Here is a 14,274-nt window from a genome sequence, read left to right as displayed (position 1 = left end):
ATCGAGATGACCCACCGCAGAGCATCCCTCCGCCTGAGCTTGGCTGGCTCAGCCTTGCTTGCACTCACCGCCTGTGAAGAGCCCCTGGACTGGGACTTGCGCAATCAGGTCGGCAACGGGGCCGCCACCTCAAACGCCGCAATCAATGCGACAGCTGATCGGCCACAACCGGATTCTCGCGGGATCATTTCTTATCCCGGTTACCAGGTGGCCGTCGCCCGGCGTGGCGACACAGTCAACAGTGTTGCCACCCGCATCGGGGCCAATCCAGCGCAACTGGCCAACTTCAACGGCATGCAGCCCAATGACGCCTTGCGCGAAGGCGAAATCCTTGCCCTGCCCGGTCGGGTTTCTGAACCTGCTGGTGGCCCGATCCGCCCGACGGACGGTGTCGACATCAGCACGCTCGCCGGATCCGCCATCGACAAAGCGGATGCCCAAGATGTGCAAACGTCCACCCTAAAACCCGCACCCGTAAAACAAAGCGGCGTTGAGCCGATTCGCCACAAAGTCGAACGCGGCGAAACCGCCTTCAGCATCGCACGGCTCTACAATGTATCGGTCCGCAGCTTGGCCGAGTGGAACAGCCTCGACAGCAACTTTACAGTTCGCGAAGGGCAATTTCTGCTGATCCCCGTCGCCCTGCCTGACAAAAAGAGCGAACCTTTTGATGCCGGTGCGGCCGCAGTCACAACCCCGGGCTCTGGCAGTCCGACGCCAACCCCACCAAGCGCCTCAAAACCGCTACCGGATGAAAAGACCATTCCTGTTGCAAAACCGGTTGAGACCAAGACCATCGCCCCGGATCTGGGCGCAGAGCAGTCCAAGTCAAACGCCCGCATGGGATATCCGGTGCAGGGCAACATCGTGCGCGACTATGAAGCAGGCAAGAACGAAGGCATCGACATCGCCGCCAATGCCGGTACGCCGGTCAAAAGCGCCGCTGATGGCGTTGTCGCCGCAATTACACAAGACACCCGTGGCACGTCGATTGTCGTGCTGAAGCACCCTGGAAACCTGTTGACGGTCTATTCCAATGTCGATGGCGTCGCAGTCAAGAAAGGGGCGACTGTCAAACGCGGTCAAAAGCTGGCCCAGGTCAGTAAAAACGGCCCTGCCGCGCTACACTTCGAGGTCCGTAAAGGCACCAAAAGTACTGATCCAATCCCCTATCTGAATTAGATCCAGAACGTCAGTGCAAGTGGCAGTACGATAAACGTCGCAATTGTCGAAACCAGTATGTAACCCGCAACCTCTGGCGCTTCTTCCGGGCTGTACTCATCTGCAAACAAATACCCCGCAACAGAAGACGGCATCAAACACGCAACGATCACGACACCGCGTTCTACTCCGGTAAAACCAAAGACGTGCACAACAAGCAAGGCAACAAAGACTGCAATGGCAAGGTGCACTGCGGTCAATATCAATGCGCGGGTTGCATCGGTGACTTTGAAGGTGGCCAAAGTATGCCCCATGGTCAGCAGCAAAAGTGGAATTGCAAGCCCGCCAAGAATGTTGAAAGTGGCGTTAATTGGCTTCGGTAACTCTATCCCCATGACAACCAGGCCAATCGCGAAAATTGCCGCGTAGATGACCGGAGATGTGAACAGCATTTTCAAAGAAACTGTACCCGATGGCAGCCAAATCCCGATCGTAAACATGCTCAGCAAAATTACGATGACAAAGCCCATCGCATAAGCCATCCCGACATCGCCAAATGCAAGAAGTACAATCGGCAATCCGATGCTTCCCATATTGCCGTGCATCAAAGGGCCTAGAAAAGCGCCAACTGGATACCTGAGCACCTTTAACGCGAGAAAACCTAATACGCCAAATCCGGCAACCATCATTAACGCCGCAGCAAGCACGTTGAAAAATGTCCCCGTGTCCAAGCTGGTCGATGACAAATGAGAAATAACCAGCGTCGGAAAACCGATCCGATTGATCAGCCCATTTATGACATTATTATCGAAAGAAGCTTTGACGATCGCAAGCCAGTAGCCCGCTCCGATGCATATAAGAATGGGCAGTATAATATTGAAAACATTTAGAAAAATATGTTCCATATGCGTGATCATCTCGTACTAACTAACCCACTCCAATGGCAAACGATAGTAAAGAAACACTAAGTCAAGGCTTCGATGGCGACAAGCAAAGTATACATCATGTCCGCTTGCCCTTACTTTATTCAAAAGCCCGTTTTGCATCCCCTTCCAATCAAATTGAAGCTCACCGTATCGCAATCACAATTCAATATGTCGTATCCGTTGCGCGCCCGCCCGCTGTTTTGGTGCACATACGCAGCAATTCAGAGGGCACAATATGGCCAACAGCACACCAATCATCGGGTTTCTGAACCCGCAGGCCTATATGCAGGACGCTATCACTGACATGCGCCAACGGATGGATGTGCGTATTCTGTCGCCTGAATCGTGGGATGATGGGGAAATCAGTTCGCTGGTTGAACATTGCAAATCCGAGGACATTCAAGCCGTCGCAGGTTTCGCGCAAAAGGATGCCTTTCATCACATCCTGATAAACGAAGGTCTGGGGAATTCCACCATCTCTCGCCTCGCATTTTTGTACTGCATGAACAAATACTTGATGCGCATACTTGAAGCCAATCCCTTCTGGTTTGCCCCCATAGATCCTCTGAACGAAAGCGACGAAGACATCATCGCCAAAATTACCGAATGGCCGTTCATGCTCAAGAACACCTCGCTGTCTTTGGGGCGTGGCATCTTCAAAATCGAAACCCCCGATGGCCTGCGTGCCGTGCTGGCTGACTACCGCGCTGATACTGCCCTGCAGGATCTGATCTCCTTCCAGAACGAAACCTTCTCAAGAGGCATTCCAGCCGATCAGATGCCGCCCGTGGTGCCTCCCTTCATCGCCGAACACTTGGTCGATATGAACACGGCGATTGAGTACTGCTACGAAGGCTACATTACTGCCGATGGCGAAGTTGTGCACTACGCCCTGACCGAAGAGGTCTATTTTTCCAACCACCAAGCGCTTGGTTATCTGACCCCGCCCCTGTCCCTCTCGGCCGAGCAAACCCAGCAGATTGAAGAGTGGGTCAACGACTATATGGGCCGCCTGTCCGATCTGGGTTACCGCAACCAGTTCTTCAATCTCGAATTCTGGATCATGCCCGACGGCACCATCGCCCTGACCGAGATCAACCCCCGTGCAGCCCACAGCTATCATTACAACTACGTCTACTCCTTCGGCTCATCCCTGTTCGAAGACAACCTGTCCCTTGTTGCCAGCGGTGGTAAACTCCCCGACACCCCCTGGCGCAAATGGCGCGCGGGCGAGGATCACAGCTACACCCTCATCGTGCTGATCACCGCCAAACAAACTGGTCATGTCGATGACATTCTTGACTATGGCTACGTCGACAATCTGGAACAGAACGAAGGCATCCTCATCCGCCACACCAAACAACGTGAGGATGAACTGACCGACGCAGATATGACCGCAGCCGGCGTGATGCTGCAACAGATCTGGATCACCGGCCACACAGCTCAGGAACTAATCGCCAAAGAACGAGAAATCAGGTCTAATATTTACCGACAGCCACAAAAAGGCTCTGAGTATCCTGACTATTGGGTCGCATAAGAGCGCGGTTTCGTCTGCAATCAGACCTTCACACCCAGGCGCCCCGCTAGATCCGTAAAATACTGCCACGCCACCCGGCCCGAACGGGCCCCACGAGTGGCCTGCCATTCAATCGCCTCCGCCCGCAGGGTCTCGTCATCAATCTCAACGCCGTGGGCATCGCAATAGCCGCGGATCATCGCCAGATAATCATCCTGATCGCAGGGGTGGAAGCCCAGCCACAGACCAAAGCGATCCGAAAGCGAGACCTTCTCCTCGACCGCCTCTGATGGATTGATCGCCGAAGAGCGTTCATTTTCGATCATATCACGCGGCATCAAGTGACGGCGATTTGAAGTCGCATAAAACACCACGTTATCAGGCCGGCCCTCAATACCGCCGTCCAGAACCGCCTTCAGTGATTTGTAATGCTGGTCATCATGGCTGAAGCTCAGGTCGTCACAAAACAGGATAAACCGTTCTTCCGCTCCGCGCAGATGGTTCAGCAGCCGTCCGACACTGCTCATGTCCTCACGTTGTAGCTCCACCAGCTTGAGCGGCAACCCCTCAGCCCGCACAGACCCATGCACTGCTTTCACCAGCGATGATTTTCCCATACCGCGCGCGCCCCACAAAAGCGCGTTGTTCGCCGGCAAGCCCCGGGCAAACTGTCGGGTGTTTTCCAAAAGCGTATCCCGCGAGCGGTTGATCCCGACCAACAGGCTCATATCAACGCGGTTTACATCCGCCACTGGTGCCAGACGGTCCGGCTCCACATGCCAGACAAATGCATCTGCCATGCCAAAATCAGGCGCATTCAACGGCGCTGGGCTCATCCGCTCCAGCGCCGCCGCAATCCGCTCCAGCGGGTCACTCATGCTTTGGGATCCTCTGCCGCATCCTCGGCATCTGCCAGATCGTCCTCAGCCTCGGCTTCATCCTCGTCGTCATCGAACCACAGGCCCTCGGCACGCAGCTTCTTTTCGCGGTCTTTTTCGACCCGCATCACAAGGAAGATCGACACTTCATAAAGGCCGTACACCACGACAAACAGAATGACCTGCGTGATCACGTCCGGTGGAGTGACCAGAGCGGCCAGTACCAGAATACCAACCACGGCATATTTACGCACCGTGCGCAGCCCCTCGGACGAGACCAACCCCGCCTTGCCCATCAACGTCAGCAAAACCGGCAGTTGGAAACACAGACCGAAGGCCACGATAAACTTGATCGTCAGGTTCAGATATTCTTGCGCAGAACCTTGGAAAACCACCGATAGCCCCTGTTTGACCTCTTCGCCGACCACAGCCTCGCCCTCTTGGCCGAACTGTTGGAACCCAAGGAAGAAGTCATACGCCAATGGCGTGACTACATAAAAAGCAAATGAAGCACCCAGAATGAACATAAAGGGCGAGGCAACCAGGAACGGCAAAAACGCCCCCTTCTCATTCCGGTACAGCCCCGGTGCCACAAACCGCCACATCTGGTTGGCAATATAGGGAAATGCCAGAATAAGCCCACCCAAGAGCGAGACTTTGATGGCAACAAAGAAGCCTTCCTGCGGGCTGATAAAGATCAGATCACAGTCCTGGCCGCGCTCAGCCAAAACCTCACAGAGTGGCGCAGTCAGAAAGTTGAAGATCGGCGTTGCCACGGTGAAACAGATCACCATGCCTATGATAAAAGCGATCACGCTGTGAATCAGGCGGTTCCGAAGTTCGGCCAAGTGTTCAATTAGCGGCGCGCTGGACTCTTCGATCTCGTCGCTGTGGCTCATGCCTTATCCTCGGCGGCTTTAGTGGTCTTTTTGGCGGCGGGTTTCTTGGCCGCAGGTTTCTTAGCGGTAGATTTGCTCGCCGACTTGGCCGTGCTGGCCTTTGCAGCGGGCTTTTTCGCCGCGGGCTTTTTGGCGCCAGTCTTGGGCTTAGCGGATGTAGATTTGCTTGTGGTCTTAGCCGATGTCGCCTTTGCCGCCGGTTTCTTCGCCGCGGGTTTTTTTGCAGCCGGTTTTTTGGCTGCAGGTTTCTTGGCCGGCTTTTCGTCCGTCGGTTTTGCCACCTCGTCCGCCGGCTTGGCTTCGGCCTCAACTTCGTCTTTGGGCTTACCGCTGTTCATGGTCTGCTGGACAAAGCTCTCAGATGAAGACCGAACCTCATCCGCCACGGTCTTGATCGGGTTCGATGCCGTCTTCAGCATCTTGCCCACTTCATTGACACCGCTGTCATCCGCCGCCTCGTTCATCGCCCGGCTAAACTCGCGCGCCATGCCCTTGGCCTTGCCCACGAAATTGCCAACCGTGCGGAACATGCCCGGCAGATCCTTGGGGCCAACGACGATCAGTGCAACCACGCCGATGACCATCAGCTCCATAAAGCCCAGATCAAACATCTAAGGCTTAGACCTTGTCTTTTTCGTCAGCCGGGGTCACGTCTTTGGCTGCATCAGCGGCCTCTTCGGTGGCTTCATCCAGCTCTTTGCCGCCTTCAGCCACACCCTTTTTGAACGAGGTGATGCCCTTGCCCACTTCGCCCATCAGTGACGAGATCTTGCCGCGCCCGAAAAGCACCAGCACCACAACCGCGATCAGCAGAATGCCCGGAAGGCCAATATTGTTCAGCATGTTCTTTCTTCTCCCTAGTTCGGGGTCGCTTTGGCCCCCCCGAAAAAACTTTCCCTTTATGTAAGGCGATCATCATCGAGTGAAAAGGCCAAACCACATCAAGACCCGCATTTAGCCCGGAAATCCTTTTCGGAAGACAGCTAACCCACCATTTTTATCGTATTTTCAAACGCAATGCCCGACCAGCAACCGCCGGGAAAGAAAATTCAGCCATTACAAGCGCATCCACTGCCCTTTGAGCAGCTTTTCGATTTTCTGATACACCTGTTTCCGCATGCTTTGCCTATGCGGCATGTCTTGCAGCACCGCAAGATGGGCAATTCCGCCCCACCCGCCTATTTCATCTGACCATAAATATCTCCGCCAGAGGCAAATTCCGAGGCGGAGGCCAAAGGCCGACAACGAGACATGAAGCGCGCCGCAGGCGCTCCTTTTAACTTCCTCCTCCAAACACATCTCACAATATGTATAGTCAAAACGACACAGTTTGTCGTAGACGGACAAGCGATCCAACCGTATTCCCGCAGGGTATGCGGACCAATTGCAGGAGGCTTTCATGAAAACCACGACACGTGTGGCAGTGATCGGCGGCGGGGTCGTCGGATGCTCGGTTCTTTATCACCTGACCAAACTGGGCTGGTCCGATGTGATGCTGATCGAACGCTCGGAACTCACCTCTGGCTCCACTTGGCACGCGGCGGGTGGGTTTCACACGCTGAATGGCGACACAAACATGGCCGCCCTGCAAGGCTATACCATCAAGCTCTATAAAGAGCTGGAAGAGATCACCGGCATGTCCTGTGGCCTGCACCATGTGGGCGGCGTCACCCTCGCCGACAATCAGGACCGCTTTGACATGCTGCTGGCCGAGCGCGCCAAGCACCGCTACATGGGCCTTGATACACACATTGTCAGCCCCGAAGAGATCAGCAAGATCGCCCCGATCACCAACACCGATGGTATCCTGGGCGCGCTTTACGATCCACTCGACGGCCACCTTGACCCTTCCGGCACAACCCACGCCTATGCGCGGGCGGCCAAAATGGGCGGGGCGACGATAGAAACTCACTGCAAAGTCATTGAAACCAACCAGCGCCCCGATGGCACCTGGGATGTGGTCACCAACAAGGGCACCATTCACGCCGAGCACGTCGTCAACGCCGGCGGCCTCTGGGCGCGCGAGGTTGGCGCCATGGCGGGCGTCTACCTGCCCCTGCATCCGATGGAGCACCAATATATCGTCACTGACGAGATCGCCGAGATTTACGAGCGCACCGAAGAACACCCCCACGTGATGGACCCGGCAGGTGAATCCTACCTGCGGCAAGAGGGCCGCGGTCTCTGCATCGGTTTCTACGAACAACCCTGCAAACCCTGGGCCGTCGACGGCACCCCGTGGGATTTCGGCCATGAACTGCTGCCTGATGACCTCGACAAGATCGAGGAATCCATCGCCTTCGCCTACCAACGCTTCCCGGTTCTGGAAACCGCAGGCGTGAAATCCGTGATCCACGGTCCTTTCACCTTTGCCTCCGATGGCAACCCACTGGTCGGCCCTATCCCCGGCCTGCGCAACTACTGGTCCGCTTGTGGCGTCATGGCCGGGTTCAGCCAGGGTGGTGGCGTCGGCCTGATGCTGGCGCAATGGATGATCGAAGGCGAATGCGAACGCGATGTCACCGCCATGGATGTCGCCCGTTTTGGCGACTGGATCACCCCGGGCTACACCCGCCCAAAAGTCACCGAAAACTACCAAAAACGCTTCTCGGTCTCTTACCCGAACGAGGAACTGCCCGCCGCCCGCCCGTTCCGCACCACACCGATGTACGACACGTTCGACAAGATGGGTGCCGTCTGGGGCGCACAGTATGGCCTCGAAGTGGTCAACTACTTCGCTGAGGGTGACGAGCCCCGCTATGAAACCCCGTCCTTCCGCCGCTCCAACGCGTGGGAGGCCACCGCGCGCGAGGTCAAAGCCGTGCGCGAGGCTGTCGGCATTAACGAGGTCCACAACTTCGGCAAATACCGCATCACCGGCAAAGACGCCCGCGAATGGCTTGATCGCATCATGGCGGGCCGCATCCCGAAACCGGGCCGCGTATCCCTGACCCCGATGCTCAGCCCTAAGGGCCGCCTGATCGGCGATTTCACCGTGTCGTGCATCAACGAGACAACATTCCAACTCACCGCATCTTATGGCGCGCAGGCCAACCACATGCGCTGGTTCCTGCAAAATCAATCGGGCGACGTACGGATCGACAATATCTCAGATGAGCTCAACGGTTTCCAGATTGCTGGTCCCAAGGCGCGCGACGTCCTGCAGGCCTGCACCCGCGACAATATCAGCGACATGAAGTTCATGGACCTGCGTCGCGCCACCGTCGGTATGGCCGATTGCCTGATCCAGCGCGTCAGCTATACCGGCGATCTGGGGTACGAGATTTACTGTGATCCAATGTCCCAACGCGCCCTGTGGGATGCGCTATGGTCAGAGGGCCAAAACCACGGCATGAAACCCTTTGGTATGCGCGCGATGATGTCGCTGCGGTTGGATCGTTTCTTTGGCTCGTGGTTGTCGGAGTTCTCACCCGATTACACGCCTGTTGAAACCGGCATGGACCGCTTCATCAGCTGGGGCAAAAACGCCGATTTCATCGGTCGCGCCGCGGCCGAGGCGGAACGCGCGTCTGGGTCTGCCCGCAAGCTGGTGGCGTTTGAGGTCGACGCGCTCGATACCGACGTCAACGCCTACGAGCCCGTGTGGATCGACGGCGAAGTCAAAGGCTTTTGCACCTCGGGCGGCTATTCGCACCATGCCGGCAAATCCATCGCCATGGCCCTGATCCCGACAGAACTGGCGGTTGAGGGCTTGGAGGTCGAGATCGAAATCCTCGGCCAAATGCGCCCCGCCCGGCTGATCATCGAACACCTGTTCGACCCTGATTTCAGCCGTATGCGCGGGTAATTCACACACACATAATCCTAACAAAGGCGGCACTCACCTGCCGCTTTTTTATTTCGGAGCAGGTCAACGAAACCCGCCCGAGCTTGTCTCGGGCAGCGCCCGATCTCCCCCAAGGAGGGCGCTGCCCTTGTGCAAGAAAAAATCAACATCTCCAACTGAGACAAACGGCCTTACTTAGGACAAATTTCCACACCATTAACGGGATAATATCCACGCAACTCCACCAAAGATTACATTACGTTCACTTCTCATGTCCAAATTTCGTGTTCTTCCCAGAGACCAATGGCTCATGCCTCCCTGGCTCTTTTTTTTGTTTGCAATCTACGTGTTGCTACCAATTCCGCCTGTTGTTCTAAAATTGTTTGAAATACACTACCTAGCTTCCCCAAATTGGATCGAAAGAACACGCATTTGGGATATGGCATTCGGTTTATTCTTGATATGCCTTATCGGTTTTTACTTTCTCAAACATTGGCAAAGCCGAAAAATAAACTCGCATGAAAAAACCCGACCTTTATGGATATGGGCGTGTTTTGCCATTCCCATACTAAATTATACTTTTCTGTTTGAAGAACGCCCATTGGCCTATGGAATTCCCATTATAGCTGCCGCCATAACTAACGAAGAAGTACAGTTTTCCTACACTGTTGAACGTGCATATCCTTACTCATTGGGCGAATGCAAAAATCCGATTGAGGTTCTCGAGGCAAAATCCACGCTAGACGAGATCTGTAACGCACCGAATGAACTCGTCAATCAGTTAAAAAGAGGCGACACCGTCATCGTTTCTGGCAAAGGCACACAGATGGGCCTGTTTCCCGAAAGCGTTCGCAAAGTTGAGTGACCATCACTGAAAGCTCCCGCGCGAAACAGCGGGCACAGCCCGCCGCGCATCGGCGACGCGCCCCAACGCGGCGGCGATTGGGTAAGGATGTATTGCAACGGTCACGATCGACGGATTTGGCAAGATAAAGGGGCAATCACCACTGTTCGGATCACCCCCGCGCGCGTCGCCGCTCCGCGACTCTTGGATATACTGCATCAGGTAGGATCACCCTACCCCTCAGATGCCGCCCGCGCCTCAACCGCCTCAGCCAGTGCTTCGCTTTGCGCCGCCAGTTCGGCCATCGCTTCAGTCAGCCCTTCCGGCATCACCGGCACTTCAACCTCAATCCGTTCCGCCTCTGCCGCAGGCGCGGCCTTCAACTGGTTCAATTGCGCCTGCAATTCAGTCACCCGTTCTTCGGCCTCGCGCAGCTTGTCCTGAAACCCGGCGGTTTTATCCGCCAGCATCAGCCCCGCCATCAGCAACATGCGTGATTCCGGGATGCGCCCGATTTGCGACGCCAACACACTGGCCTCGTCATCCAGCATTTTCGCGGCCGAGTGCAGGAAATGCTCTTCGCCCTCCTGACAGGCTACTTCAAAATTCCGGCCACCAATTTCAACTTTAATTTCTGGCATCACACCACCTCCGATGTGCCTTGCAAGTCCAGCACGTTTTTCAACTCACCCAGAATAGCACTTGCTTCGGCCTCTTCCGCCGCTCGATCCGCGCGCAGCCCTTCCAACTCTGCCATCAGGCCCTTGTTGATCAGATGTGGCTCCCCCACTCCCGCCGCATTGGCATCTCGCAGCGCCTGATTATTGGCCCGCAACTGCCGGTTCGCTTCGCGCAGCGACTGCAATTCACCATCAAAACGTGACACGGCGGTCATCTGATGCTGATAGTTGGTTTGCGCCTCAACCCGCGCTACATCAGATCGGGCTTCTGCCTCGGCCTTGGCCGCTTCCAGGCTTTCGACCTGCGTCTTCAGGTTTGCATTCTCAGAGCTCACTCGCTCAAGTTCCGCCCGTAGCCGGTCCAACTCTCCGGTATCCGCCGCCGGTGCTTCAGCCACGTCAGGCAAGGCTTCAACCCCCTGCTCGATCCGCTCCAATGCCGCTGAAATCCTGTGTTTCAGATCATCAATGTCACTCATAATCATTGCCCCCTCTTACTTATGCTCCAGCCCGAACGAATCGTCCGCCAGCCAGATTATGCCCAACTCTACCCAATGAGCACAAAAAATGCGCCCCCTCTTGTACCGTAACACCCTGAACGGCACGCCTGCGCTTGATCTTTGCCGCTGGGCTGATATGCAGCGCTTACTCTGTTTCCCACTGCCAAAGGACGCGCCCCCGTGGACATCGCCGCACTTCGCACAGCCAACCCTGATCACTGGTCCAAGGCCGCCGCCATCCGTGCCCTGACCCTGGATGCGGTCCATGCCGCCAACTCCGGCCACTCCGGCATGCCGATGGGCATGGCTGATGTCGCCACCGTCTTGTTTGAAAAGCACCTCAAGTTTGATGCCTCTGCCCCAAACTGGCCAGATCGTGACCGGTTCATTCTGTCGGCCGGCCACGGCTCGATGCTGCTCTATTCCCTGCTGCACCTGACTGGCTACGAGGACATGACCCTCGAGCAGGTCAAGAACTTCCGCCAATGGGGCGCTATCACTGCCGGCCATCCCGAATACGGCCACGCCAAAGGCATCGAGACCACAACCGGCCCGCTGGGTCAGGGCATCTCGAATGCGGTTGGCTTTGCCATGGCTGAAGAAATTCTGCGCGCCCGCTACGGCAAGGCGCTACAAGATCACTACACCTATGTCATCGCCGGTGACGGTTGCCTGATGGAGGGTGTGAGCCAAGAGGCGATCACACTCGCCGGTCGCCACGCACTTGGCAAGCTGATCGTCTTTTGGGACAACAACAACATCACCATCGACGGCACCGTTGATCTGGCCGACCGCACCGATCAGGTGAAACGTTTCAAGTCCGCTGAATGGCAGGTTCTGGAAATCGACGGCCACGATCCACAGGCCATTGACGAGGCGATCACTGCCGCCAAGAAAACCAACAAGCCGACGATGATCGCCTGCAAAACCCACATCGCTCTGGGTCATGCGGCACAAGACACCTCCAAGGGCCACGGTGCCCTGACAGACAACGCACAGCTGAAAGCCGCGAAAGAGGCCTACGGATGGACAGGCGGCCCGTTCGAAGTGCCTGCCGACGTGAAATCCGCATGGGAGGCCATCGGCAGCCGTGGGTCCGAGGAGCGCACCGCTTGGGAGGATCGCCTCGCTGAGAAATCCGAACGCCGTCAGGCCGAATTCGCTCGAATCTTTGACCGCGACGTGCCAAAACGTCTGGCCGGTCAGATCCGTGCTTTTAAGCGCCGCATCGCGGAAGAAGCGCCAAAGGTCGCCACTCGCAAATCCAGCGAAATGGCGCTTGACGTGATCAACCCGATCCTGACCGAAACCGTCGGCGGCTCGGCCGACCTCTCGGGTTCGAACAACACCAAATCCGGTGACATGACCGTCTTTGACACCGACAACCGCAAGGGCCGCTATGTCCACTGGGGCATCCGCGAACACGGCATGGCGGCGGCGATGAACGGCATGGTCCTGCACGGCGGCATCCGCCCCTACGGCGGCACCTTCATGTGCTTCACCGACTACGCCCGCCCCTCCATGCGTCTGGCGGCCCTGATGCAGGTCCCAACGGTTTTTGTCATGACCCACGACAGCATCGGCCTGGGTGAAGACGGCCCAACCCACCAACCGGTCGAACATCTGGCCATCTCGCGCGCCACGCCCAACACTTGGGTGTTCCGCCCCTGTGACACCGTGGAAACCGCCGAGGCGTGGGAGCTGGCCTTCACCAGCAAAGAAACCCCATCGGTTCTGTCCCTGACCCGCCAAGGCCTGCCCACCCTGCGCACCGAGTACAAGTCGCGCAACCTGACCGAGCAAGGCGCTTATGTGCTGGCCGACTCTGACAGTAAACGTCAGGCCATCCTGATCGCCACCGGCTCCGAGGTTGAGATCGCAATGAAAGCGCGCGACCTGCTGCAGGCCGAAGGTATCGGCACACGGGTTGTCTCCATGCCTTGCATGGAGCTGTTTGCCGCACAGGATGAGGCGTACCGCCGCAAAGTCCTGCCCGCTGGCGCTGTCCGTGTCGGCATCGAGGCCGCCATGCGAAACGGCGGCTGGGATCGCTGGCTGCTGGGCGAACGCGGCCGCGAAGCCAAGGCCGGTTTCATCGGCATGTCGAGCTTCGGCGCCTCCGCCCCTGCAGGCGAGCTCTACCAACAATTCGGCATCACCGCCCAGGCCACGGTCGCCAAAGTCAAAGAGCTTCTGGGTTAATCGCCGCACAGATCCAACCACGTAGGCCGGGCTTAAGCCCGGCCTTTTTTATATTCATAGGGCCACGCCCGACTCTGGGAGGGCTCGCGGAATAACAACCACCGCAATCTGCCCCTCCCAAATCAAACTCCGTATTGATCAATTCGCTCCATTTCAAACGCCCTCCCGTGGGGAGGGTCGGGCGTGGCCCGGTGTTGCCGGGCAAATGACAATAGAAGTCTTCGCTTGCACAATTCACAAGGCTGGACATTACCATTCACAACCCAGCCCCCTTACCGCATCCCTGCGCCCATCACCGTGGGGGGTGGGGTGGGCGCGCGCGCCAAAGGCGCGCAAGGCAGAATGCCCTTACCAACGCTTCGAAAGGTGGGCAATTTCTGCCCGCCTGCCCCGTCACTTCAACCGAAACCGCTGCCTGAGCCCCAAGCCTAGAAAGAATAACAACGGCAAGCTCATCACCGTCTGAAACGCCGAAAAAACCTGCAAAATAGGAGGCAATTCACGCATAAATTCCCCAGTAAAATACAATCTTCCAAAGCCAAACGGAGGGAACATATTGGAAAAACTTAAACCCATTGCTGTATTGAATGTCGGGTTATCAATGTTGCCAACAAGCGCAAACCATCCCCAACAAAAATGTAATGAAAACAACGAGACGCCCACCAACCAAAGAAAAGCCAACGCATTCGCTGGTTTTTCAATAGAATGCCCATAATTGGAAAGCTGCTTGTAAAATGTATATGGTAATCGTTGAGCAAAGGTCCCGATTTGTCGAGCTGCCTCCATTTCCCTACGAAAAAAGAAATGCTCATCTTCGGGCAGATTCTGCTTACTCAACGCATGACGAATTATTGCGCAAGATTCCATCACTTCTGTCGGTA

15 protein-coding genes are annotated in these 14,274 nt (G+C 56.4%); 6 read left to right on the top strand and 9 right to left on the bottom strand.

All coding sequences use genetic code 11. The features are described from left to right. The first annotated feature begins 6 nt into the window (after positions 1-6). Positions 7-1,182, top strand: a complete 1,176-nt coding sequence (locus ROA7450_RS11445) for a M23 family metallopeptidase (RefSeq protein ID WP_085805848.1) — start codon at positions 7-9, stop codon at positions 1,180-1,182. On the opposite strand, the gene ROA7450_RS11440 is transcribed toward ROA7450_RS11445, so the two are convergent. Then, on the bottom strand, positions 1,179-2,078 hold the full coding sequence (locus tag ROA7450_RS11440; protein WP_234999502.1) for an AEC family transporter: 900 nt from the start codon (positions 2,076-2,078) through the stop codon (positions 1,179-1,181). The two genes, ROA7450_RS11445 and ROA7450_RS11440, sit on opposite strands and share 4 nt — an antisense overlap. Before the next feature lie 244 nt (positions 2,079-2,322). Here ROA7450_RS11440 and ROA7450_RS11435 point away from each other — a divergent pair, with 244 nt between their 5' ends. Next, on the top strand, positions 2,323-3,624 hold the full coding sequence (locus ROA7450_RS11435; protein ID WP_085805847.1) for an ATP-grasp domain-containing protein: 1,302 nt from the start codon (positions 2,323-2,325) through the stop codon (positions 3,622-3,624). 20 nt (positions 3,625-3,644) lie between these two features. Here ROA7450_RS11435 and ROA7450_RS11430 read toward each other — a convergent pair whose 3' ends face one another. The 4 genes from ROA7450_RS11430 to ROA7450_RS11415 are packed head-to-tail and all read right to left on the bottom strand — an operon-like array spanning position 3,645 to position 6,223. After that, positions 3,645-4,481: an ATP-binding protein gene (locus ROA7450_RS11430; protein WP_085805846.1), complete on the bottom strand. Its 837-nt coding sequence runs from the start codon at positions 4,479-4,481 to the stop codon at positions 3,645-3,647. Beyond that, the gene (tatC, locus tag ROA7450_RS11425; protein WP_085805845.1) at positions 4,478-5,380 is read right to left on the bottom strand and encodes a twin-arginine translocase subunit TatC; all 903 of its coding nucleotides are present in this window, start codon (positions 5,378-5,380) and stop codon (positions 4,478-4,480) included. Before tatC ends, ROA7450_RS11430 begins: the two co-directional genes overlap by 4 nt. Continuing rightward, entirely contained in the window at positions 5,377-5,991 is a 615-nt protein-coding gene (tatB, locus tag ROA7450_RS11420) for a Sec-independent protein translocase protein TatB (RefSeq protein WP_085805844.1), read from the bottom strand. Before tatB ends, tatC begins: the two co-directional genes overlap by 4 nt. 7 nt (positions 5,992-5,998) lie before the next feature. Beyond that, the gene (locus tag ROA7450_RS11415) at positions 5,999-6,223 is read right to left on the bottom strand and encodes a twin-arginine translocase TatA/TatE family subunit (RefSeq protein ID WP_085805843.1); all 225 of its coding nucleotides are present in this window, start codon (positions 6,221-6,223) and stop codon (positions 5,999-6,001) included. A 174-nt stretch (positions 6,224-6,397) separates the two neighbouring features. Between ROA7450_RS11415 and ROA7450_RS20985 the strand changes: the two genes are divergently transcribed. The 3 genes from ROA7450_RS20985 to ROA7450_RS11405 all read left to right on the top strand — a co-directional run bounded on the left by ROA7450_RS20985 (position 6,398) and on the right by ROA7450_RS11405 (position 10,032). Beyond that, entirely contained in the window at positions 6,398-6,571 is a 174-nt protein-coding gene (locus tag ROA7450_RS20985; RefSeq protein ID WP_159454038.1) for a hypothetical protein, read from the top strand. Between the two features lie 208 nt (positions 6,572-6,779). Next, on the top strand, positions 6,780-9,188 hold the full coding sequence (locus ROA7450_RS11410) for a GcvT family protein (RefSeq protein ID WP_085805842.1): 2,409 nt from the start codon (positions 6,780-6,782) through the stop codon (positions 9,186-9,188). Positions 9,189-9,438: 250 nt separating this feature from the next. Next, positions 9,439-10,032: a hypothetical protein gene (locus ROA7450_RS11405; protein WP_143534431.1), complete on the top strand. Its 594-nt coding sequence runs from the start codon at positions 9,439-9,441 to the stop codon at positions 10,030-10,032. A gap of 3 nt (positions 10,033-10,035) precedes the next feature. Here ROA7450_RS11405 and ROA7450_RS11400 read toward each other — a convergent pair whose 3' ends face one another. From ROA7450_RS11400 to ROA7450_RS11390, 3 genes are read right to left on the bottom strand one after another with little or no spacing between them, the layout of a single operon-like run. Further along, the gene (locus tag ROA7450_RS11400) at positions 10,036-10,230 is read right to left on the bottom strand and encodes a hypothetical protein (RefSeq protein ID WP_085805840.1); all 195 of its coding nucleotides are present in this window, start codon (positions 10,228-10,230) and stop codon (positions 10,036-10,038) included. Between the two features lie 14 nt (positions 10,231-10,244). Continuing rightward, on the bottom strand, positions 10,245-10,652 hold the full coding sequence (locus ROA7450_RS11395) for a cell division protein ZapA (protein WP_085805839.1): 408 nt from the start codon (positions 10,650-10,652) through the stop codon (positions 10,245-10,247). Beyond that, positions 10,652-11,170: a hypothetical protein gene (locus ROA7450_RS11390; RefSeq protein ID WP_085805965.1), complete on the bottom strand. Its 519-nt coding sequence runs from the start codon at positions 11,168-11,170 to the stop codon at positions 10,652-10,654. Before ROA7450_RS11390 ends, ROA7450_RS11395 begins: the two co-directional genes overlap by 1 nt. Positions 11,171-11,371: 201 nt before the next feature. Between ROA7450_RS11390 and tkt the strand changes: the two genes are divergently transcribed. Beyond that, a complete protein-coding gene (gene tkt, locus ROA7450_RS11385) occupies positions 11,372-13,393 on the top strand; it encodes a transketolase (RefSeq protein ID WP_085805838.1) in 2,022 nt (673 codons plus the stop codon). 393 nt (positions 13,394-13,786) lie between these two features. On the opposite strand, the gene ROA7450_RS11380 is transcribed toward tkt, so the two are convergent. Continuing rightward, on the bottom strand, positions 13,787-14,260 hold the full coding sequence (locus ROA7450_RS11380) for a hypothetical protein (RefSeq protein WP_234999501.1): 474 nt from the start codon (positions 14,258-14,260) through the stop codon (positions 13,787-13,789). Positions 14,261-14,274: the final 14 nt, after the last annotated feature.

The organism is Roseovarius albus (genome assembly GCF_900172335.1).
GTDB lineage: Bacteria > Pseudomonadota > Alphaproteobacteria > Rhodobacterales > Rhodobacteraceae > Roseovarius > Roseovarius albus.
This window is presented reverse-complemented; position numbering and strand designations above follow the sequence as displayed.

What these genes read in the sequence shown, in the direction of transcription:
- ROA7450_RS11445 (WP_085805848.1), top strand. Translation starts at nt 7, where the DNA reads ATGACCCACCGCAGAGCATCCCTCCGCCTGAGCTTGGCTGGCTCAGCC.
- ROA7450_RS11440 (WP_234999502.1), bottom strand. Translation starts at nt 2,078, where the DNA reads ATGATCACGCATATGGAACATATTTTTCTAAATGTTTTCAATATTATA.
- ROA7450_RS11435 (WP_085805847.1), top strand. Translation starts at nt 2,323, where the DNA reads ATGGCCAACAGCACACCAATCATCGGGTTTCTGAACCCGCAGGCCTAT.
- ROA7450_RS11430 (WP_085805846.1), bottom strand. Translation starts at nt 4,481, where the DNA reads ATGAGTGACCCGCTGGAGCGGATTGCGGCGGCGCTGGAGCGGATGAGC.
- tatC (WP_085805845.1), bottom strand. Translation starts at nt 5,380, where the DNA reads ATGAGCCACAGCGACGAGATCGAAGAGTCCAGCGCGCCGCTAATTGAA.
- tatB (WP_085805844.1), bottom strand. Translation starts at nt 5,991, where the DNA reads ATGTTTGATCTGGGCTTTATGGAGCTGATGGTCATCGGCGTGGTTGCA.
- ROA7450_RS11415 (WP_085805843.1), bottom strand. Translation starts at nt 6,223, where the DNA reads ATGCTGAACAATATTGGCCTTCCGGGCATTCTGCTGATCGCGGTTGTG.
- ROA7450_RS20985 (WP_159454038.1), top strand. Translation starts at nt 6,398, where the DNA reads ATGCCCGACCAGCAACCGCCGGGAAAGAAAATTCAGCCATTACAAGCG.
- ROA7450_RS11410 (WP_085805842.1), top strand. Translation starts at nt 6,780, where the DNA reads ATGAAAACCACGACACGTGTGGCAGTGATCGGCGGCGGGGTCGTCGGA.
- ROA7450_RS11405 (WP_143534431.1), top strand. Translation starts at nt 9,439, where the DNA reads ATGTCCAAATTTCGTGTTCTTCCCAGAGACCAATGGCTCATGCCTCCC.
- ROA7450_RS11400 (WP_085805840.1), bottom strand. Translation starts at nt 10,230, where the DNA reads ATGCAGTATATCCAAGAGTCGCGGAGCGGCGACGCGCGCGGGGGTGAT.
- ROA7450_RS11395 (WP_085805839.1), bottom strand. Translation starts at nt 10,652, where the DNA reads ATGCCAGAAATTAAAGTTGAAATTGGTGGCCGGAATTTTGAAGTAGCC.
- ROA7450_RS11390 (WP_085805965.1), bottom strand. Translation starts at nt 11,170, where the DNA reads ATGAGTGACATTGATGATCTGAAACACAGGATTTCAGCGGCATTGGAG.
- ROA7450_RS11380 (WP_234999501.1), bottom strand. Translation starts at nt 14,260, where the DNA reads ATGGAATCTTGCGCAATAATTCGTCATGCGTTGAGTAAGCAGAATCTG.